Origin of the sequence: Frondihabitans sp. Leaf304 (assembly GCF_001423105.1) — a bacterium.
In the GTDB taxonomy this organism is placed as follows: Bacteria; Actinomycetota; Actinomycetes; order Actinomycetales; family Microbacteriaceae; genus Frondihabitans.
The window spans coordinates 2173023-2193582 of the sequence record NZ_LMNV01000002.1 but is presented as its reverse complement, the minus strand read 5'-3'; the positions used below and the strand labels follow the sequence as shown (position 1 = coordinate 2193582).

20 protein-coding genes are annotated in these 20560 nt (G+C 69.0%); 9 read left to right on the top strand and 11 right to left on the bottom strand.

Annotated features, from left to right (window positions below; all coding sequences use genetic code 11):
• Positions 1-23: 23 nt before the first annotated feature.
• From ASF54_RS09955 to ASF54_RS09945, 3 genes are all read right to left on the bottom strand, one after another.
• Positions 24-2837, bottom strand: a complete 2814-nt coding sequence (locus tag ASF54_RS09955; protein ID WP_157510105.1) for a hypothetical protein — start codon at positions 2835-2837, stop codon at positions 24-26.
• A 165-nt stretch (positions 2838-3002) separates the two neighbouring features.
• The gene (locus ASF54_RS09950; RefSeq protein WP_055961524.1) at positions 3003-4061 is read right to left on the bottom strand and encodes a glycoside hydrolase family 6 protein; all 1059 of its coding nucleotides are present in this window, start codon (positions 4059-4061) and stop codon (positions 3003-3005) included.
• 152 nt (positions 4062-4213) lie between these two features.
• Complete coding sequence (locus tag ASF54_RS09945; RefSeq protein WP_055961519.1) at positions 4214-5428, bottom strand: multidrug effflux MFS transporter; 1215 nt, start codon at positions 5426-5428, stop codon at positions 4214-4216.
• A gap of 40 nt (positions 5429-5468) precedes the next feature.
• Between ASF54_RS09945 and ASF54_RS09940 the strand changes: the two genes are divergently transcribed.
• The gene (locus ASF54_RS09940) at positions 5469-5969 is read left to right on the top strand and encodes a MarR family winged helix-turn-helix transcriptional regulator (protein ID WP_055961516.1); all 501 of its coding nucleotides are present in this window, start codon (positions 5469-5471) and stop codon (positions 5967-5969) included.
• Positions 5970-6103: 134 nt separating this feature from the next.
• Here ASF54_RS09940 and ASF54_RS09935 read toward each other — a convergent pair whose 3' ends face one another.
• A complete protein-coding gene (locus ASF54_RS09935) occupies positions 6104-7351 on the bottom strand; it encodes a mannosyltransferase family protein (protein ID WP_055961513.1) in 1248 nt (415 codons plus the stop codon).
• 83 nt (positions 7352-7434) lie between these two features.
• Between ASF54_RS09935 and ASF54_RS09930 the strand changes: the two genes are divergently transcribed.
• Both ASF54_RS09930 and ASF54_RS09925 read left to right on the top strand, forming a co-directional pair.
• Positions 7435-8013, top strand: coding sequence for a molybdopterin-dependent oxidoreductase (locus tag ASF54_RS09930; protein WP_055961509.1), 579 nt, complete (start codon positions 7435-7437; stop codon positions 8011-8013).
• Between the two features lie 37 nt (positions 8014-8050).
• A complete protein-coding gene (locus ASF54_RS09925) occupies positions 8051-8770 on the top strand; it encodes an FAD-binding oxidoreductase (RefSeq protein WP_235480998.1) in 720 nt (239 codons plus the stop codon).
• Between the two features lie 86 nt (positions 8771-8856).
• Here ASF54_RS09925 and ASF54_RS09920 read toward each other — a convergent pair whose 3' ends face one another.
• The 3 genes from ASF54_RS09920 to ASF54_RS09910 all read right to left on the bottom strand — a co-directional run bounded on the left by ASF54_RS09920 (position 8857) and on the right by ASF54_RS09910 (position 11515).
• The gene (locus tag ASF54_RS09920) at positions 8857-9888 is read right to left on the bottom strand and encodes an aldo/keto reductase (protein ID WP_055961506.1); all 1032 of its coding nucleotides are present in this window, start codon (positions 9886-9888) and stop codon (positions 8857-8859) included.
• 68 nt (positions 9889-9956) lie between these two features.
• Entirely contained in the window at positions 9957-10316 is a 360-nt protein-coding gene (locus ASF54_RS09915) for a hypothetical protein (protein WP_157510104.1), read from the bottom strand.
• Positions 10317-10354: 38 nt separating this feature from the next.
• Complete coding sequence (locus ASF54_RS09910) at positions 10355-11515, bottom strand: fatty acid desaturase family protein (protein WP_084816083.1); 1161 nt, start codon at positions 11513-11515, stop codon at positions 10355-10357.
• Positions 11516-11709: 194 nt separating this feature from the next.
• Here ASF54_RS09910 and ASF54_RS09905 point away from each other — a divergent pair, with 194 nt between their 5' ends.
• A complete protein-coding gene (locus tag ASF54_RS09905) occupies positions 11710-12408 on the top strand; it encodes a DUF308 domain-containing protein (protein WP_055961501.1) in 699 nt (232 codons plus the stop codon).
• Positions 12405-12692 carry a hypothetical protein gene (locus tag ASF54_RS09900; RefSeq protein ID WP_200919588.1) on the top strand — a complete coding sequence of 96 codons (288 nt, stop codon included), beginning with the start codon at positions 12405-12407 and terminating at the stop codon, positions 12690-12692. Before ASF54_RS09905 ends, ASF54_RS09900 begins: the two co-directional genes overlap by 4 nt.
• A gap of 62 nt (positions 12693-12754) precedes the next feature.
• Here ASF54_RS09900 and purB read toward each other — a convergent pair whose 3' ends face one another.
• The 3 genes from purB to ASF54_RS09885 are packed head-to-tail and all read right to left on the bottom strand — an operon-like array spanning position 12755 to position 15099.
• Positions 12755-14137 carry an adenylosuccinate lyase gene (purB, locus tag ASF54_RS09895; RefSeq protein WP_055961498.1) on the bottom strand — a complete coding sequence of 461 codons (1383 nt, stop codon included), beginning with the start codon at positions 14135-14137 and terminating at the stop codon, positions 12755-12757.
• On the bottom strand, positions 14134-14691 hold the full coding sequence (locus ASF54_RS09890; protein ID WP_055961496.1) for a low molecular weight protein-tyrosine-phosphatase: 558 nt from the start codon (positions 14689-14691) through the stop codon (positions 14134-14136). Before ASF54_RS09890 ends, purB begins: the two co-directional genes overlap by 4 nt.
• A 3-nt stretch (positions 14692-14694) precedes the next feature.
• Complete coding sequence (locus ASF54_RS09885) at positions 14695-15099, bottom strand: phage holin family protein (RefSeq protein ID WP_055961492.1); 405 nt, start codon at positions 15097-15099, stop codon at positions 14695-14697.
• A gap of 53 nt (positions 15100-15152) precedes the next feature.
• Between ASF54_RS09885 and ASF54_RS09880 the strand changes: the two genes are divergently transcribed.
• From ASF54_RS09880 to ASF54_RS09865, 4 genes are read left to right on the top strand one after another with little or no spacing between them, the layout of a single operon-like run.
• On the top strand, positions 15153-16217 hold the full coding sequence (locus ASF54_RS09880) for a histidinol-phosphate transaminase (RefSeq protein ID WP_055961489.1): 1065 nt from the start codon (positions 15153-15155) through the stop codon (positions 16215-16217).
• A 35-nt stretch (positions 16218-16252) separates the two neighbouring features.
• Entirely contained in the window at positions 16253-17416 is a 1164-nt protein-coding gene (locus tag ASF54_RS09875) for a thiamine pyrophosphate-dependent dehydrogenase E1 component subunit alpha (RefSeq protein WP_055961487.1), read from the top strand.
• Positions 17413-18432, top strand: a complete 1020-nt coding sequence (locus ASF54_RS09870; protein ID WP_055961484.1) for an alpha-ketoacid dehydrogenase subunit beta — start codon at positions 17413-17415, stop codon at positions 18430-18432. The genes ASF54_RS09875 and ASF54_RS09870 overlap by 4 nt, the downstream gene beginning before the upstream one ends.
• Before the next feature lie 14 nt (positions 18433-18446).
• Positions 18447-19823 carry a dihydrolipoamide acetyltransferase family protein gene (locus tag ASF54_RS09865; protein WP_055961482.1) on the top strand — a complete coding sequence of 459 codons (1377 nt, stop codon included), beginning with the start codon at positions 18447-18449 and terminating at the stop codon, positions 19821-19823.
• On the opposite strand, the gene ASF54_RS09860 is transcribed toward ASF54_RS09865, so the two are convergent.
• Positions 19820-20488: a DedA family protein gene (locus tag ASF54_RS09860; RefSeq protein ID WP_055961481.1), complete on the bottom strand. Its 669-nt coding sequence runs from the start codon at positions 20486-20488 to the stop codon at positions 19820-19822. The genes ASF54_RS09865 and ASF54_RS09860 overlap by 4 nt on opposite strands.
• Between the last annotated feature and the right edge of the window lie 72 nt (positions 20489-20560).

Below are 20560 nucleotides of genomic sequence, written 5' to 3'. Positions count from 1 at the left end.
TCGGAGTGCGGCCCCGGCCCCGCCTACTTCTTCGCCGCCACGGTGAACGACCCCGCCGCCCGGTGCGCCGACCCGTATCCGGTTGCCGTCAGCAGGTGCTTGCCCGCCTTGAGGCTGGCCGTCTTCGTCACCGGAAAGCGGATCGTGCCCTTCGAGCTGGCCGTGATCGTCTGCAGGACGACGCGTCCGTCGAGCGTTGCCTTCACTCGCTCACCCACCCGGAACCCGGCTGCGCTGAGTGCCACCGCTTTGCCGGACGTGACTGTGGCCGGGCTCGCGCTGATCGTCGTCGCCGGGGCCTGGGCCTCCGCGCAGGGGTCGCCGGCTTTGCCGACGGCCGGGGCCGACGCGACCGGGCGACCCTTGTCGGTGATCACCCCGTCGTCTTCGCGGACGGTCAGCTGGCCGATCGAGTCGCCGATGATCACGCCACCCTGCGTGTTGCTGAGGGTCATGCCGTAGCCGGTGAGGGGCTGATTGGACGCCTTCTTATCGCCCAGCAGGGGGATGCTGACGGCCTTGCAGGTCTGCCCGGGCTGGAACGTGACCTTCTGCATCACCGCGCCGACCCGGTCGTCGTAGGCGTAGTCGAGGTCGAAGTAGACGGCCCCGGCCGAAACCGCCGGCTTCGACAGGACAATCGCGGCTTTGGCGCTGGCGCGCCCGTTGCCCTCGTCGATGGTGCGGTTCGCCAGGCTGGCTGCGACTCGCGTCGCACCGCCCGGAGTGCCGAGGGTCGGGGTGGGCAGCAGCGACAGGTCACTGAGAAGGATCCCGCCGTTCTTGGCGGGCACGTCGATGGTGACCTCGGTCACGGCGGTGAGATCGACGGCGCCCGCACCGGCACCCGTACCGGAACCCGCACCCGTACCAGCGGTCGCGAAGGCCGAGAGGGGGATCCGCGCCTGCTGCAGCAGGGTCTTGCGTGGCGCACTGGAGCTCCCCGGCAGCACCTGTCCGGCGTCGCTGAAGTCAGAGAGGCGCCTGGTCGACACCTTTCCGGCGGCGTCGTGCAGGCTGATCGAGACGTCGGCGGCCTTGGTCGCCTTATCGTCGGGAGTGAGTCGCAGCGAGAGTGTCGAGAAGCCTGAGAAGTCGCGAGCGGCCGCGGCGACGGGCACGTGCACCTCACCGCCGGTCTTCTTCGCCTTCGGGACGACGTGCAGCGACGGGGTCGACGGCACCGACGGTGCCAGGTAGGCCTCGGTGAAGTCGGGCACCGTCGTCACGTAGCCGTCGACGCAGGCGGGCAGGGCCGGCGCTGCGCCGTACCCCATCGCGCTCGCGCAGGTCACGGCGGTGATGTCACCAGAAGCCGTCACCGAAGGATCCTTCGTGGTGAAGAGGGCGAGATCGCGCCGGGTCGCACCCGGGAGCGAGGCCGACACTCGCAGGTCGGCGTCGCCGATGCTCGCCGGCTGGCGGTTGCTTCCGTCGAACATCGGCAGGAACTGCTGGTCGCCGCCGAGGGTGAGGCGGAAGAATCCGCTGATCAGGGTGGTGCCGACCGCCGACTGGCGATCCGCCGACAGGCGCGTGGTCGTCGCCGACTTCGCCCCGCAGACCGCGTCTTCGTCGTCGTACCAGTCGTCGGACGACGCCAGCTTGTACTTGCTGGGCGTCCAGATCGAGTTGAAGAAGTTGTGGTCGGCGCCCATGACCAGCACGGAGGAGCGCAGCACGTCGTCGCCGAAGGCCGTCCGGGAGTCGTCGTAGAAGTGCTGGCCCTGCAGATCGGAGACGTCGCCGTCGCAGTAGGGGAGCACCACGGCCATGTTCGTTGCGGGAAGGGTCATCCGCCCGAAGTCGGTCGGGGCGAGGGGGAGGACGGCCTTGATTCCGAACGGGGTGGCGCGCTGCTGGTTGAGCAGCGCCGCGCGGACGACGCCGTCGCCGCCGCGCGAGTGCCCCATGAGGCCGACGTCGTTCAGGTCGAGTTTTCCGGCGAGCAGGGGCGACAGACCGGGGGCCGTGCCGGCGTCGGCGCGCTTGAGGAGGTCGAGGTGGTCGAGCACGAGCTGGCCGCGGGCGACCGCTCCGCCGTCGTCGGCGAGCGAGCCGTCGAGGGCGTTGATGGCATTCGCCGAGATCGAGACGACCACGTAGCCGTTGCTCGCCAGCGCGTTGGCCGCCGAGTTGTAGCCGAGGTAGCTCGGAATATCGGTCTGGTGGCGTGTGCACGGCCACGCCTGCTCGCTGGGGAGACCCCCGACGCAGGCTTCGTGGCGACCGTGCAGGAAGACGACGACCGGGCGCTTGCCGGGGGCATCCGTCGGCACGAAGACCGCCGCGCGCATCTCGCCCTTGCGACCGCCGAATCCGCGGAGGGTCACGGCCTCGTCGCCGAGGTCGTAGTCGGCGCGGGCGACGGTGTACTGCCCGGTGGCCGCCGGGTCGGTCGAGAGCGGTGTCGGCTTGTTGTCGGGGGTGACGAGGGGGGTCGCGTCGGCAGCCGCGGCACCGGTAGACGACGCGTCGGAGTCGCTCGACCAGCCGAGCTCGACCGATTGCGCGCTCGCGGCGGCGGGATCGGTGGTGGTCACGGTCAGCTGACGCCGGTCGAGGCTCTCGGCGGCAATGCCGACCGTCTGACCGTCGACCTTCAGCACGGGGGCGGCTCCGCGCAGGGGCACCGGCGAGTCGACGTCGAGCTTGACCTCGTAGCCGCCCGCCGTCTTGGTGACCGTCCAGTCGGAGCCCTCGGCCACGGGCGCACCCGCGGCGGCATGCGCCGGAGTGGCGAGCGCAGTGCCCGCCAGGGCCAGTACGCAGGCGACAGCGGCGGCGCCGAGCAGTCGGCCCCGCATCGGTGTGCGGATTGTCGTCGTTCGACCCATGATCGTCCCCTCGTGCAAGCAGGGGGAGTGCCAGCGCGTCCCCCGCCGGTCACACTAGGGCACCGAGCGGCAGCGGCGCGAGCACTTTTCGGTGCGGTCGAACGCCGACCGGAGCACGGAGCGCAGGATCCTGCGGTTCGCCGCTCGGGTTTCGGTCGAGGGCGCTCAGCTCCCGGCCGCGTTGCGGACGAGACGCTCGGCGTACGACGCGAACCAGACGCCGGCGTCGGGCCCGCCGTTGCAGTTGCCGTCGCTGATGCCGGGGGTCTTCACCCAGAGCAGTGCGTCGAGCCCGGTGGTGCCGTCGGTGGCGTGCGGTTGCTGGCCGAGCCCTGCGCCGTCGGGGTTGCACCAGGTGCCCTTCCAGCCCTGACCGTTGCGCGAGACGTCGATCACGTAGTGCGAGTCGCCGGTCAGTGCCGACACCTTCTCGGCGAAGGCGCGTTCGTCGTCGACCCCGTAGAAGCTGGCGACGTTGGTGAAGAAGCCGCGGGCGTCTTCGATGCCGGCTTTGTCGAGCCGATCGGCGATCACGTCGGGCTGGACCCAGTTCGAGTTGCCGGCGTCGAGGTAGGCCGGGATCTTCGCGGCCTTCAACTGCTCGACGGTCTTCTTGATGAGGGGGAGTCGCCGGTCGGTCTCATCGGGGCAGTTGCTCAGCATCGCGAGCGAGTCGGGCTCGATGAGCACGGCCGCACGGTGGCCCTCGAGGGTGTCGGCGATCGCCTGCGTCCAGATCGGGTACTCCTCGGCGCTCCAGCCGCCGGCCGAGTAGTCGCCGCAGTCGCGGTTCGGGATCGCGTAGAGCACGAACACCGGGGTGGTGCCCTCGGCTTCGGCCGCTTTCACGTTCGCGCTCACGACCTTCTTCACCTTCGCGACGCTGTACTGGTCGCCGAGCCACATCGCGACCGGCGTCTGCGCGATCTCGTCGGCGGCTGCTGCGGCACGATCGTTGCCCTTGTCGCGGAGGCTCTTCGCCGCGCGAGCCGCAAGGCTGTCCTTTTCGCGGTAGAGGCCGCCCTCGAAGATCATCGACGTGGGTTCGTTCTGGATCGTCACGGGGGCCTTCGTGCTGCGTTCCGGGGTGGGCTCGGGGCTCGGCTGGCCCGCTGTGCAGGCGCTGGCAAGGAGGGCCAGCCCCGCGGCGATCGCGGCGACGGCGAGGGGGCGTGTGCGGTGCGGGTGGCGCGTGAGGTGCGGTCGTGTGGTGCGATGAGTCATCGGGCCCCGATCGGCGAAGAGGTTCGGTGGGCGCCCTGCTTCGCACGCGCCTCTAGTCCACCACGCGCCCTTTGCCCAGGGCAATCGTCGCCGCCCGGCGAGACCTCGAATTCGACGTCCCGCCGAGGCGAAAACTGATCGATTCTGGGGTCTCAGCGCCGCCGAGCCGCCAGGGCGAAAGAGGCGACCGCGATCACTGCAGCCGCCACCATCACGACGGCCAGCGGCAGCGCCGTGTGCTCCCCGCCGAGCCCGACGAGCGGCGAGACGAGCGCCGCGAGGGCGAACTGGAGCGCTCCGAGCACGGCTGAGCCGGTTCCGGCTGCTCGCGGGACGGCGGAGAGGGCCAGCGCTGTGGCGTTTCCGAGCACGAGGCCGAGGCTCGTGACCGCGACGAAGAGCGGCACGGGCAGCCACGCGGTGGGGGCGCCGAGCAGCACCAGCGCGAGAATGGCCAGCGTCGCCACCAGGATCAGCGCGAGACCCACCCCGACCAGCGACCGCTCGGGCCGGGTCGCGGCGAGCTTGGCCGAGATCGCGCTCATTGCGACGAGCCCGACCGCGTTGAGCCCGAACAGGAGGCCGTACTGGGGTGCCGACAGCCCGATCATGGTCTGGTAGACGAACGGCGAGGCCGAGATGTAGGCCATCATGACGGCGAACGCGAAGGCGAACGCCAGCGTGTTGCCGACGAAGACGCGCGAGCGGAGATCGCGAAGACCCGAGGATCCGGCCGCCGCCGCCGACACCGCGGCCGCTCTCCGCTCGGGCGTGTGCGATTCCCGCACCACTGCCGCGACCGCGATCGCGCTGACGGCCACGATCCCGAAGACGACCCAGAGGATCCCGCGCCACCCGATGCTCGACACCAGCAGGCTCCCGACGAGCGGTGCGACGACCGGGGCGACTCCGCCGACGATCATCATGAGGCTGAACGCCTTCGCGGCGGCCTTGCCGACGGCGAGGTCGGAGATGATCGCGCGTCCGATCACCATGCCGGCTGCACCGGTCAGTCCCTGCACGAGTCGTGCGGCGATGAGGATCCCGATGGTCGGGGCGAGCGCTGCGACCGCGCTGGCGGCGATGCAGATCACGGCGCCGATGAGGAGGGGACGGAGTCGTCCGAAGCGGTCGGAGAGGGGGCCGAAGACGAGCTGGCCGATCGCGATGCCGATCAGGAACGCGGTCAGCGAGAGCTGCACGGCCGTGGCGCTCGTGTCGAGTTCGCGGGTCATCACCGGGAACGCCGAGAGGTAGAGGTCGGTGCCGAAGGGAGCGAGGGCGGAGAGGAGGGCGAGGACGACGAGGAGACCCGGGGTCAATCCCTTGTGGCCCGTGGGCTGCGCGATCGTGGCGGTGGTAGTCATAGTTATAGAACTATAAGGGAACGACGGCTAGTGTGTAAGCATGACTTCCGGATCCGTCGACGCGTCCACCTGGGCGGAGATCGCCGATCGCATTCTGGTCATCGCCCGCGAGCTCCAGACCCACGGCCTTCCCGACGATGTGATCCACCTCGTCGGCTCCGAGCAGAACGTCATCCGCTTCATCCACCGCAACCCCGGGTCGAGCCCGAGTGCCGTCGCGGCCGGAACGGGGCTCCAGCGCAGCAACCTGAGCTCGGCTCTCCGTGCCCTCGAAGCGCACGGCCTGGTCGAGCGTCGAGCCGACCCGGACGACGCCCGCCGCATCCAGCTCTGGCACACGGTCAAGGCCGACGCGAATCTCGCGCGCCTGCAAGACGGTCGCGCCGAGACCATGCTCAGCGCCGTGGCCGCGGCCGACGGGTCGCACCCGACAGCAGCGGATGTCGAGCGGACGCTGGCCGTGCTCGACCTCGTCGAGGAGGGCATCGCGCACCAGCGGCAGGCGTCGGCCGGGTTCGAGAGCCGGCCCGACGGATCCTGAGGGCGGCCCCGCTCCGCCCCCCGCCGCTCCGAATTTGAAGGAAAAACCTGCGCCGGCCGACGGTTTCATGGCGATCGGCCGGGGTGGCATGCCGGTTTCTCCTTCGAATTTGCAGCAGGCGCCGAACGGATCGGCTACGGCGGCCCGGTCAGCCACAGCGTCACCGCGGCCGTGATCTGCAACCCCATGCCCGAGGCCAGCATGAGTCGCCGGATCGCCCGGTGGTGGGTGACGCTGTCGACCGCGAGCACGGGGGCGAGGGGCATAATCAAGCGCGGCAGGCTCCACTGCGGCAGGAACACGGCGAACAGGTAGAGCGCGTACGACGTCAAGAAGGCCCTCACGTCGAGCCCGAGTCGACGGAGCGACGGCTTGTTCATTCCCCAGAACCAGAGTGCGACGATCGCCAGTGCAACGACCGCGCCCAGAATGCCGAGCCAGTGGACGGTCATGAAGAACCACGGTGTGAGAGGGATGAAGGGCGGCTTGTAGCCGATCATGTCGGTCCACCACGACATCTCGGTCTCGAGGTAGGCGTCGCCTCGACCGGTGAAGGCGGCGGCGATGAACGGCCACGCCAGACCCGCCGCGGCAATTGCCAGGCCGCTGAGCACGGCGATCACGCGTTCGGCTCTCGGGAACTCGTCGCGGTGCTTGACGAAGCGGTACAGGACGACGATCAGCAGGGCGAGGGCGAGGGCGACCGCTCCGGGGCGAGTGAAGGATCCGAGCACTCCGCACCAGGTGAGGATCCCGTAGCGGCGCTTCATCAACGCCCACATGCCGGCGAACAGGAAGAACAGGAACATGCTCTCGGCGTAGCCGGTCTGCAGGATGAATCCCATTGCGCCGAAGCAGAAGAACGTCGTTCCCCAGAGAGCTCCGAGCGCGTCGACGCGGAGCCTCAGGAACTTGTGGAGCATGACGGCCGCGAGCCCGCCAAAGACCGTCGCCACGAGCACGGCGACCGTGCCGGTCTCCCATCCGGTGAGCTGAGCGATGAGCCGGTTGGTCCAGGGGAAGACCGGGAGGAACGCCCATGCATTCGACTGGACGGCGCCGGCCGCATCGACGGGGAGCTGCTGCGGGTAGCCGTGCTCGGCGATGCTCGTGTAGAAGCGGGCATCCCAGACGTTCAGAAAGCCGATCAGGCCGCCGGTCGGGCCCGCGTCGACGTAGCCGTTGCCGTAGTGACCGGGGTCGGAGGCGGCGATCCGGTACAGCACGAACATCAGTGCCGTGGAGAAGACCCGGGAGATGGCGTAGATGACGACTACGGCCACCCACGACGGCATCCGCTGGGCCGCGGCCAGGAGTCGGGAGGGAGCTGCGGCGGGTGCGGTCGACGGGGCTTCGACCGCGACGGGTTCCTGTGCCAGCACAAGTGATTGTAGGCAGGTAGAGCACGCGCCTTTCACTCACGAGCGAGCGGTGCCATGCTGAAGGCCTGAGCTGAGGAGGCGCCGTGGTCGGATTCACCGGTTTTGCCAGCAGGCGTCGCGCGGATCCTGCGCTCCCGCCCGGTCAGTATCTGGAGAAGGGCTTTCCGGTTCTCGCGACCGGCCCCGACCCTCAGATCAAGCGCTGGGAGCTGCAGATCGCGACCGAGAACGGCGCGAAGTCGCTCTCGTGGGACGACTTTCTCGCTCTGCCGCAGGAGACGATCGCGACCGACATCCACTGCGTCACGAGCTGGTCGAAGCTCGGCACGAACTGGCGGGGAGTCTCGCTCGACACCCTCTTCGACGGCCTCGAGACGACGCACGAGTTCGCGATGGCCCGCAGCTATGGCGGCTACACGACCAATCTGCCGCTCGCCGACCTACTCGGCGGCAAGGCCTGGATCGTGCACGAGTTCGAGGGGGAGCCTCTCCGCAGCGAGCACGGCGGCCCGGCCCGCCTCTTCGTGCCGCACCTGTATTTCTGGAAGAGCGCGAAGTGGGTGCAGGGCATTCAGACGATGCCGGTGAATACGCCCGGTTTCTGGGAGGGGCTCGGCTATCACGCGCACGGCGACCCGTGGAAGGAAGAGCGCTACTCGTGACGGCCGAGTGACCAACGCGTGGCGCCCAGCCGTGTGCGTGGGCGCTCGTGACGAGACCACGACGGCGCGCAGCATCCGGCTCCGGGTGGAGGGCCTCGGCCTGGTCGCTCCTGGCCAGCACGTCGACGTGCGCCTCACCGCCGACGACGGCTACCAGGCCGTGCGGTCGTATTCGCTCTCGGCCGTTCCCGGCGGGCCGCCTCTCGTCTCGCCCCTCGCCGACGACGAGGTCGAGCTCACCGTCGAAGAGCTTCCCGACGGCGAGGTCTCTCCGTACCTCGTCGGCGGACTCGAACCGGGCGATCCCCTCGAGATCCGCGGGCCGATCGGTGGCTGGTTCGTCTGGCATGACACCCAGCCCGAGCCGGTGCAGCTGATCGCCGGCGGGTCGGGTGTCGCGCCCCTCATGGCAATGCTTCGGGCGCGCTCGGCCGGTGCCGGCACCGCGCCGTTCCGGCTGCTCTACTCGCTGCGCGATCCCGAGGCCGAGTACTACCGTGACGAGTTGGCCGAGCGGGAGCGGTCAGGATCCTTCTCGGTCGCCCGGGTCTGGACTCGTCGCGCACCCGAGGGCGTCACCACGACGATCGGCCGCCTCGACGCCGAGCGTCTCGCGTCGCTCGTCTTTCCGCCCAGTGCCGGCGCGTCGTTCTACGTCTGCGGCCCGAACGGGTTCGTCGCCGCGGTGTCGGAGGCGCTGGTCGGGCTCGGCCACGACCCGGCGACGATCCGCACCGAGCGCTTCGGCGGGGTCTAGCCCGCGCGGTGCCCCGAGTGCCGCCATTTGCCGCCGCTCAGCCGCGGCTGTCGGCAATCGGCGGCACTCGCGAGGAGGCCCCGACCCTAGCGACCACCTTCGATCTTCCGGTTCCGCTGCGCCGCGCCGGCCACCCCGTACGGGTAGTCGTCGGCCTGTGGGGCGCTCGCCGCACTAAGCCGTGCCACGTCGTCGTCGCTGAGCCCGAGGCCCGAGGCGCCGAGGTTGTCGACGAGCTGCTCGACCGAGCGGGCCCCGAGAATCACGCTCGTGACGGTCGGCTGGGCGAGCAGCCAAGCGATCGCGACCTGCGAGGCGGTGGCTCCGTGCTCCGTCGCGACCGATTGCACGGCGTCGAGCACGTCCCAGGTGCGCGGGTCGGCGTTGCGGGCCTCCCACGCCTCCATGCCCCGTGCCGGGTTCTCGCCGAGTCGCGACGCACCGGTGGGTGCCTCGTCGCGCTTGTACTTGCCCGTCAGCCAGCCGCCGCCGAGCGGTGACCACGGCAGCAGGCCGATTCCGGCGTCGGCGGATGCCGGCACGACCTCGTGCTCGATGTCGCGCACGAGCAGCGAATACTGCGGCTGCAGGGTGACGGGCGGTACGAAGCCGAGCGCCTGAGCGCGGTGGACGGCTTTGGTGAGCTGCCAGCCGAGGTAGTTCGAGAAGCCGTAGTAGCCGATCTTGCCGGCGGCGACGGCGTCGTCGAGAAAGCGCAGGGTCTCGTCGATCGGAGTCAGGGCGTCCCACGCGTGCATCTGGTACAGGTCGACGTGGTCGACGCCGAGGCGCGTGAGCGACGCGTCGAGCGCCGTGCGCAGGTGGCGGCGCGAGAGACCGAGGTCATTCGGCCCCTCGCCCATCGGGAACCGGCCCTTGGTCGCGATGACCACCTGCTCGGCCTCGGTGGGGTGTGCTTTCAGCCAGTGCCCGATGATGGTTTCTGACACACCGGACGAATACACGTCGGCGGTGTCGATAAAGGTGCCGCCGTGTTCGACGAAGGTGTCGAGCAGGGCGTGCGAGGTGGCTTCGTCGGCTTCGGCGCCGAAAGTCATCGTTCCGAGTGTCAGCTCTGACACGACGGCTCCCGAGGAGCCCAGGTTTCTATAGTCCATGGGCGTGACGCTAGTCCGTGAGCGCTCACTCGGTCAGCCACGCGAGAAACTGCGACGAACCGGGCCGCTCAGAGTCGCCGGAACAGCCGCCGCAGCCGCCCCGTCCACTCGTCCGTCAGCCCGTTCGACAGCGCGGCGATGCCCGCCGCGCCTTCAACGGTGGTGAGCTCGGGCAGGGACCGTTGCACGTAATAGGTGCGCGCCGTCTGAAGACTCGCGAACGTCAGGTCGAGTTCGACGGCGGCGGAGCGCAGGATCCTGAGCCGCTGCTCCTCGGGCAGGTCGCCGCTCTCCACCAGCAGCGCGATGCTCGGCGACTCCACGCCGTCCGCGAGCCACGCCTGTGCCCGCCCGGCCAACTCGTCGACGTCGTGGATGCCGAGCATCCGAGCGGCCTCGGCGAGCCGGATGTCGTCGAGGGCGCTCATGCCCGCGAGCCTACCCACGGGGCCGGGAGGCGGCCCGGTTAGCGCGGTCGGTACTCGGCTGCCATCGGGCAGTCGAACGGCACGCGCGCGGCAAGGCCGACACGGTTGAGATACGCGATGACCGTGCCGAACGCCTGGCCGATCGTGGTGCGCGTGTAGGGCACCTGGTGCTCGGTGCAGTGCTCGCGAACGAGCTTCGACGCGGCCCGGAGATGCGGACGAGCCATGTTCGGGAACAGGTGGTGCTCGACCTGATAGTCGAGGCCGCCCATCGCGATGGTCATCCAGCGACCGCCGGTGATGTTGCGCGAGGTGAGCACCTGCTTCGAGAGGAAGTCGACGCGGCTCGACTCGGGGATGATCGGCATGCCGATGTGGTTCGGAGCGAAAGCCGAGCCCATGTAGAGGCCGAAGATCGCCAGCTGCACGCCGACGAAGGCGAACGCCATTCCGACCGGCAGGAACCAGAAGATAAGGCCGAGGTAGATGGTGAAGCGTGCCGTGACCATCGCGATCTCGTGCCAGCGCTTGTCGACCTTCTTGCGGCCGAACAGCGTCTTGTAGGAGAGGAGGTGCAGGTTGACGCCTTCGAACAGCAGGATCGGGAAGAAGATGTAGCCCTGGCGCTGCGTGAAGAGGCGAGAGAGACCGCGCTGCTTGACGGCGTCCTGCTCGAGGAACGAGACCGTGTCGTAGGCGATGTCGGTGTCACGACCGATCGTGTTCGGGTTGCCGTGGTGCTTGGTGTGCTTCGACGTCCACCAGGCGTAGCTCATGCCGACGACGCCCGAGGCGAGGATCCGGCCGACCCGGTCGCTCGTCACACCCGATGCGAACACCTGGCGGTGAGCGGTCTCGTGCGCCAGGAACGCGTACTGCGTGAAGATGAGGCCGATACTGGCGGCGATGAGCAGCTGGAACCAGCTGTCGCCGAGCAGGACGGATCCGGTCACGGCGGCGGCGAGCAGCAGGGTCACGCCCACGAACATGGCGACGTAGAACCCGGTGCGGCGCTCGAGGAGACCGGCATCGCGTACTTTCGCGAGCAACGCCGTATAGGTGCTGATCGGCTTCGAGGTCTCACCCGAGGTGGTGCCGCGGAACCCCGCGGGCAGCTCGGCGTGGTTTCGGACGCGCATCGGCGCCGGGGCCTGCGCGGCGGGCGCGGACGCGGGGGAATCGAGAACGGTCAAAGTCATCTCCCAGAGGGGATCGACTTCTCAGTCGCGGGTGCGAGCGGGTGCTCGGGTGCAGATAAGCCGACCGTAGTGGCGGTTGCTGAGAAGGTATCGGGAGTGGACGGAAGCCGTGCGCTCGACTCCGAGCGACACCGTGAGGCCCCCGCAGCGCGCGGGGTAAACTCGATCGTTCCCCCGACCCCGGAAGAAGACACGTGACGGCCACCCACCACGACCCCGCGCTCGACGCGCGGTACTGGCCGGTCCCCGTCTTCCGGGCGGTGCCGCTCCTCGTTCTCGGTCTCGTCACGACGTTCGTCAACGATCACTCGGCCAGTGTCGGCCTCACCGTCTTCGGGTCGACGACGATCGCGGGCGGCATTCTGCTCGCTGTCGCCTCGTGGCGGTATCTCGCCGATGCGTCGAGTCGTACGCTCGCCGTCGTGCAGGGCGTCGTCGGCGTCGTCTTCGGTCTCGTCGCACTGCTCGCCCCCTCGGGCAGGCTCCCGACGCTCGTGGCCGTTGTCACCGGCTGGGCCGTCATCACGGGCGCCCTCGAGCTCTTCACCGGGCTTCGCCGCCGCCGCGAGAGCCAGCTGGCCCGCGACTGGATGCTGCTCGGTGGGCTCACCCTGGCTCTCGCCCTGGTCTACCTCGTGGTGCCGACCGACTACTCCAAGCAGCTCGGCGGCATCGAAGAGATCCGCGGCACGCTGACGTCCTCGACCATCCTGGTCGGCGTCGTCGGGGCCTACGGCGCCCTCGTCGGCGTCTTCCTCATCATTCAGGGGCTCTCGCTCAAGTGGCAGACCGGCCAGCCAGAGACGTATCGCGCGCCCGGCTCCGGCGCCGCAGAACCCCGCGTCTCGGGCGAGACGCACGACTCGAGCACCGACGGAGCACATTCCTCATGACCACACCCACCAGGCGCGAGCGCGTCCGCCCCGCCGAGCTGCTCGGGCTCTCCGCCGTCTTCGGCCTCTTCACCGGCCTGATCGTCTTGCTCGCCACCCGTGAGATCAACCTCGCCGGCATCTTCCTCTGCATCGCCTTCATCGTCGGCGTCGTAATTCTCGCCATGCTGGCGCTCGCCGCGAAGCCGAACGACGCCGAGCTCCACGAGATCCGCGACGAGAACGGCCGCGTCAAGGGTCTGCTCGAGAACGACGACTTCGACGAACGGCCCCGCGGGCACTGAATTCTTTGGCACGCACCGCCCCGTCCGAAACAGCAGAGACGGGGCCGAGGATCCCGCCCGACCTACTTCTGCAGGAAGTCGACGAGCGAAGCCGCCAGCCCGACGTACCCGCCCGGCGTCAGCGCGACCAGGCGTGCCTTCGCGTCGTCGCCGATGTCGAGGCCCTCGACGAACGCCACGAGCTCGGCCTGCCCGACGCGGTGACCGCGGGTCAGTTCTTTGAGCATCGCGTAGGGGTCGCTGATCGACGAGCGGCCAGCGGTGATCTCGGCGCGGATGACCGTCTGGATGGCCTCGCCGAGCACCTCCCAGTTGCCGTCGAGGTCGGCGGCCAGTGCGGTGGTGTTGATCGAGATCTCGCCGAGGCCGCGGGTGATGTTGTCGAGCGCGAGGAGCGAGTGGCCGAAGGCCACGCCGATGTTGCGCTGTGCCGACGAGTCGGTGAGGTCGCGCTGCAGGCGGCTCGTGACGAGCGTCTCGGCGAGGGAGGAGAAGAGCGCCGACGAGATCTCGAGGTTCGCCTCGGCGTTCTCGAAGCGGATCGGGTTGATCTTGTGCGGCATCGTCGAGGAGCCGGTCGCGCCGGCGACCGGGATCTGCGTGATGTAGCCCATCGAGATGTAGGTCCAGATGTCGGTGGCGACGTTGTGCAGCACGCGGTTGGCGTGGGCGACTCGGCTGTAGAGCTCGGCCTGCCAGTCATGCGACTCGATCTGGGTGGTGAGCGGGTTCCAGGTGAGACCGAGCCCCTCCACGAACGAGCGGGAGACGCTGACCCAGTCGACCGTCGGGTCGACCGCGACGTGCGCGGAGAACGTGCCGGTGGCGCCCGAGAACTTGCCGAGGTACTCCGACGACGCGATCTGGGAGCGGATGCGCCCGAGGCGGTAGGCGTAAACGGCGAACTCCTTGCCGACCGTCGACGGCGTCGCGGGCTGGCCGTGCGTGTGCGACAGGATCGGCGTGGTGGCGTGCTCGCGGGCAAGACCTTCGAACAGGGCGATGACCCTGTCGAACTTCGGCAGCCAGACATCTTCGACGGCGGCCTTCACGGTCAGCGCATACGAGAGGTTGTTGATGTCTTCGCTCGTCGCGGCGAAGTGGGTCAGCTCGGCGACCCCGTCGAGGCCCAGCTCGGCGAGGCGTGCCCGCACGAAGTACTCCACGGCCTTGACGTCGTGGCGGGTGGTGGCCTCGACCACGGCGAGCTCGTCGATAGCGCTCTGGCCGAAGTCGGTGACGACCCGGCGGAGAGCGGCCTTCTGCTCGTCGGACAGCGGCGCGGATCCTGCGAATCGTCGATCGGTCTGATCGATCAGCCACTCGACCTCGACATGCACGCGAGCCCGGTTGAGGCCGGCCTCGCTGAGGTGTTCCCCGAGCCCTTCGACCGCCTGGCGGTAGCGACCGTCGAGAGGGCTGAGGGGCTGCATGGGAAGGCTCATGTGGTCGATCCTTGTCGGAGTGCTGGTTCGATCTGCCGAAACAGCGCGGTCGACGCGTGCTCGACCATGTCGAGCACGGTCTCGAACATCGCGTCGTCGGAGTAGTACGGATCGGGAACGTCAGTCCCGTCGCCGGCGTGAACGGCGGAGCCGTCGCGGTCGAATTTTAGCAGGAGCTGGACTTTCGACCGGTCGTCGTCGGAGGGAGCCCAGCCCTTCAGAATGCGCTCCTGACCGCGATCGAAGACGACGAGGAGGTCGTGCCTGTCGTAATCCGCCGCCTCGAACTGGCGGGCCCGGTGCTGCGAGCCGTCGAAGCCCCGCCCGGCGAGTGCGGCCACCGTGCGTGAGTCGGCGCGTTCGCCGACGTGCCAGTCGCCGGTGCCCCGCGATGCGACGGTCACCCGATCGCCGTAGCCGGCCTTCTCGACGAGATCGCGGAACACGACCTCGGCCATCGGCGAACGACAGATGTTTCCGGTGCAGACGAAGACGACGCGGAACAGCGTCGGCTCATCGCCGACCTCGTCGAACTCGCTGACCTCGAACGCCATGGGTCAGCGACGACCGCGCACGTCACCGAAGAGCGGTCGCAGCACGATGCCGATGAGCCAGGCGATGATCGCCAGGACGAGGGCCCCGAGGATCCCCCACCCGAGATTGTCGACGACCAGACCGAACCCGATGAGCTCCGAGACCCAGGCCACCACGAGCAGCAGGATTCCGTTCACGACGAGCGAGATCAGCCCGAGGGTGAGGATGTACAGCGGGAAGGCCACGACGCGCACCACCGTGCCGACGATGCTGTTGACGAGGCCGAAGATGAACGCGACCAGGAGGAAGGTCAGCACGGTGGGCACCACGGTGCCGTCACCGAACGACACCACGTTGACGCCGGAGACGAGAAGCGTCGTGAGCCAGAGGGCGAGCGCGTTGATCACGAGCCGGACGAAGAATCGCATGGGCACAACTATGCCCATCCGTGGGCCCGGGTGGTAGCCCGTAGTCTGGCTTCGTGACCGTTCCCGTACGTCTTCGCCCCGAGATCGCCGCCCTCCCGCCGTACCGCCAGGGCAAACAGGCCGACCCGGACGCCTTCAAGCTGTCGAGCAACGAAAATCCGTTCGAGCCTCTGCCCGCCGTCATCGAGGCGCTCCACGGGGCTCTCCAGGTCAACCGGTATCCCGATGCCTCGGCTGCCGCTCTCCGCCAGATCCTCGCCGACCGCTACGGCGTCGGCCTCGACGAGGTGCACATCGGCGCAGGATCCATCTCGGTCCTGTCCCAGCTGCTGCTCGCGGTCGCGCAGACGGGCGACGAGGTGCTCTACTCGTGGCGTTCGTTCGAGGCCTATCCCGGTCTCGTCACCGTGACCGGCGCGACCAGCGTGCAGGTGCCCAACCGCGCCGACGGCGGCCACGACCTCGTCGCGATGGCGGCGGCGCTCACCGATCGCACCCGACTCGTGATCGTCTGCTCGCCCAACAACCCGACGGGGCAGATCGTCACGACGGCCGAGTTCGAGACCTTCATGGCCTCCGTGCCCGAGTCGGTGCTCGTCGTGCTCGACGAGGCCTACGCCGAGTTCGTCACCGACGAGGCGGCAGTCGATGGGGAGTCGCTCACCGAGCGTCACCCGAACCTCGTCGTGCTCCGTACCTTCTCCAAGGCCTATGGTCTTGCAGGCCTCCGGGTCGGCTATGCCATCGGCCCCGCCTACATCCTCGATGCCGCCCGCTCTACCGCCATCGCCCTCTCGGTCACGGGACTCGGGCAGGAGGCGGCGATCGCCTCCCTCGCTCACGAGGGCGAGCTCCTCGAGCGTGTGGCCCGCATCGTGCGCCTCCGCGACGACGTCCGCCAGGCGCTCCTCGACCAGGGCTGGGACGTGCCGCCCGCTCAGGGCAACTTCCTCTGGCTGCCCACGGGAGAGCACACGGCCCACGCCGCCGGGGTGTTCGACAGGCACGGCATCGTCGTCCGGGCATTCGCCCCCGAGGGCATCCGCGTCTCGATCGGCGAGGCCGCTTCTGTCGACAAACTCCTAGCAGCCGCCCAGGAGGTTGTTCACGCCCTCTAGCTCTCTCGGAGCGGGTCGCAGATAGGCTCGATCGCATGTCATTCGACACCACGAGTCACGCGGCGCCCTCGACGGCGCCTTCTGCCGGGGCACAGCCCGAGACGGTTCAGCTCCTCGACCCCGCCGGGGTCCTCCAGGAGAACGACCGCACCGCCGAGTTCCTCCCCACCATCGAGGCGCTCTCCGACGAGACGCTCCGCCAGTTCCACCGCGACATGGTGCTCACGAGGCGGTTCGACGACGAGGCCGGCAACCTGCAGCGTCAGGGCCAGCTCGCCCTCTGGGTTCCGAGTCACGGGCAGGAGGCCGCCCAGGTCGGGTCGGCCCGCGCCAGCCGGCCGCAAGACCACCTCTTCCCCTCGTACCGCGAGCACGCCGTCGGCATGGTGCGCGGCATCGACCCGGTCGACGTCGTCCGTCTGCTCCGCGGTAATACCCACGGCGGCTGGAACCCGGCCGAGCGGCAGAACTTCCACCTCTACACGTTGGTGATCGGCTCGCAGACGCTGCATGCCACCGGGTACGCGCTGGGCATCACCCTCGACGGCGACTACGCCACCGGCGATCCCGAGCGCGATACCGCGGTCATCACGTACTTCGGCGACGGTGCCACCAGTCAGGGCGACGTCAGCGAGGCCTTCGTCTTCGCAGCGAGCTTCCAGACGCCCGAGGTCTTCTTCCTCCAGAACAACCAGTGGGCCATCTCCGTTCCGGTCGCCACCCAGTCGCGCACGTCCCTTCATCTCCGAGGAGAGGGCTTCGGCATTCCCTCGACGCAGATCGACGGCAACGACGTTCTCGCGAGCTACGCGGTCACGCTCCGCGACCTCGACGCGGCGCGTTCCGGCGGAGGCCCCCGCTTCATCGAGGCCCTCACGTATCGCATCGGCGCGCACACGACGTCAGACGACCCGACGAAGTACCGCACCGACGCCGAGCTGCAGTCGTGGATCGCGCGCGATCCGATCGTGCGGTACGAGGCCTACCTGCGAGGTCGAGGTGAGTCCGACTCGTTCTTCGCCGCCGTCGAAGAGGAGGCGAACGATCTCGCGAACGACGTCCGGGTGCGCACGCTCGCCCTCGAGAAGCCCTCGACCGACCTCATTTTCGACAACGTCTACAGCGAGCCCCACCCGCGCATCGACGAGCAGAAAGAATGGCTCTCGCATTACGAGTCGTCGTTCGGAGAATCAGCATGACCAACACGCTTCCCGGTACCGCCGAGACCGCCGCGCCCACCACTGAGACGCTGCCCCTCGGCCGCGCCCTCAACGCGGGCCTCCGCAAGGCCATGAGCGACGACCCCCGTGTCGTTCTGCTCGGCGAAGACATCGCCACGCTCGGCGGCGTGTTCCGCGTGACCGAGGGCCTCAAGACGGAGTTCGGGGCCAAGCGCGTCATCGACACGCCTCTCGCCGAGAGCGGCATCATCGGCGCCTGCATCGGTCTGGCCATGCGCGGCTTCCGCCCCGTCGCCGAGATCCAGTTCGACGGGTTCATCTTTCCCGGCTTCGACCAGATCACGTCGCAGCTCGCCAAGCTCACCGCGCGGCACGAGGGCACCATGCCCTTCCCCGTCGTGATCCGGGTTCCGTACGGCGGGCACATCGGCGCCGTCGAGCACCACCAGGAGAGCCCCGAGGCCTACTTCGCCCACACGGCCGGGCTCCGGTCGGTGAGCCCATCGACTCCGCACGACGCGTACTGGATGATCCAGGAGGCGATCCAGTCGAACGACCCGATCATGTTCTTCGAGCCGAAGAGCCGGTACTGGCCGAAGGGTCCCGTCGACTTCACGGCGCCGGGCGCACCCCTGCACGCGAGCCGGGTCGTCCGCACGGGCACCGAGGTGACCGTCCTCGGTCACGGCGCCATGGTCTCGGTCCTCCTGCAGGCCGCCGAGATCGCCGCCGAGGAGGGCATCAGCATCGAGGTCGTCGACCTCCGTTCGCTCTCCCCGGTCGACTACGGCCCGATCCTCGAATCCGTGCGCAAAACGGGTCGTCTCGTCATCGCCCAGGAGGCCCCGCAGAACGCCAGCATCGCCTCCGAGATCGCCTCGACCGTCGCCGAGAAGGCCTTCTACTCGCTCGAGGCCCCCGTCCTCCGGGTGAGCGGCTTCGACACCCCGTTCCCGCCCGCCAAGCTCGAATCGGTCTACCTCCCCGATGCCGATCGCGTGCTCGAGGCCGTCGACCGCGCCCTCGCCTACTGAGAAAAGAAGCCCGCGTGACCACCACCACAGCCAGCAACGAATTCCACCTTCCCGACGTCGGCGAGGGCCTCACCGAGGCCGAGATCGTCGAATGGAAGGTGGCTCCCGGCGATTCCGTCGCCCTCAACCAGGTCATCGTCGAAATCGAGACGGCGAAGTCGCTCGTCGAGCTGCCCTCGCCGTTCGCGGGCGTCGTCGACGAAATCCTCGTCGAGCAGGGCCAGACCGTCGCAGTGGGTGCCCCCATCATCCGGGTGGCCGGAGGCGACGTCCCCCGCACGCCGGCCGACGAGATCCTCGAGGCCGAAGCGGACGAGGCGGCCTTCGTGGCAGCGACTCCGACCTCGGCGGCATCGGCCGAGGCGGTCGCTGACGAGGGGTCGGGCTCGGTGCTCGTCGGCTACGGCATCACGGGCGGGCGCGCGGCGACGCGGCGTCGTCGCCCGACCAAGGGCGAAGCCGACGCCCGGGTGCAACGCGTGGCGGAGGCCAAGAAGCGCCGCCCCGAGTCGGTGCCGGCGGCATCGGCGCAGCCGGTCATCGTCAAGCCCCCGATTCGCAAGCTCGCCAAAGACCTCGGGGTCGACCTGGCAGTTGTCGAGGCCACCGGACTCGCCGGTGAGACAACCCGCGACGACGTCATCCGGCATGCCAAGCAGGCAAGCGTCTTCCACAACATCGAGACGCCCGAGTGGAGCGAGGAGCGCGTCGAGCGGATCCCGGTCAAGGGCGTCCGCAAGGCGATCGCGTCGGCGATGGTGTCGAGTGCCTTCACCGCTCCGCACGTCAGCCTCTTCGTCGACGTCGATGCGACGCGCACGATGGAGTTCGTCAAGCGGCTCAAAAACTCCGCGCAGTTCGCCGGGGTCAAGGTCTCTCCGCTTCTGATCATGGCGAAGGCCGTCATCTGGGCCGTGCGTCGCAACCCCACGGTCAACTCGGAGTGGACCGACCGCGAGATCCTGGTCAGCCACTTCGTCAACCTCGGCATCGCGGCGGCGACCCCCCGCGGCCTCATCGTGCCCAACATCAAAGAGGCGCAGGCGATGTCGCTCCTCGAGCTGGCGCAGGCCCTCGAAGAGCTCACCCTGACGGCCCGCGACGGCAAGACCCAACCGGCCGATACTGCGGGCGGCACGATCACGATCACCAACATCGGGGTCTTCGGCATGGACACGGGCACGCCGATCCTCAACCCGGGCGAGGTCGGCATCATCGCCCTCGGCACCATCAAGCAGAAGCCCTGGGTGGTCGACGGCGAGGTGCGTCCGCGCATGGTCACGACGATCGGTGCGTCGTTCGACCACCGAGTCGTCGACGGCGACGTGGCCTCACGTTTCGTCGCCGACGTGGCGAGCGTTCTCGAAGAGCCGGCGCTGCTGCTTGACTAGCCCGCGCTGCTGCTCGACGAGACCGTCGCGCGGGCCCCGCGGGCAGTCTTCGCGCGACGCTTCAGGATGATCCTTCGGGCCAGCGCGCCGACGATGAGCAGCGCCAGCGCCGCGGCGAACAAGTACCCGAACGAGTGGAGGTACTTCTCTACGGCGGTGAGTGATGAGCGCAGCAGGTAGCCGAGGCCGACGTAGAGCCCCGACCAGATGAACGCCCCGGAGAACGACGCGGCGAGAAACCGCGGATAGCTCGAACCGGCCACGCCCGCTGCGGCGGGCGTCAGGATCCGGACGATCGGCACGGGCCGGGTGAAGAGGATGGCGCGCGCCCCCTGCTTCTCGAGGAGGGCGAGGGCGCGATCCCAGTGGTGCGGCCCGAACTTCTGCACGAGCCGGGTCTCGCGGATCCTGCCCCCGTGTCGCCGCCCGAGGAGGTACCCGACGTGGTCGCCGGCGCAAGCGAATACCGTCACGAGAAGGAACATGACGACGGCGCTCCACGGGGTCGTGAGGGCGGCCGACGCGATCAGGATCGCCGTCTCGCCGGGAAAGACAAGCCCGAGCCCGAGGCCCGCCTCGGCGAACGACAGGGCCGAGCCCAGAGCCCACACGAGACCGACAGGTAGCGCGGCGGCGGCGTCGGTGATCCAGCCTAAGAAGTCCATGGCCGTCAGTCTCTCCGTTCAGGGTGCCGCCGAGCATCGGACGGTCGGATGACCGGGGCCGTCCTTCAGTGC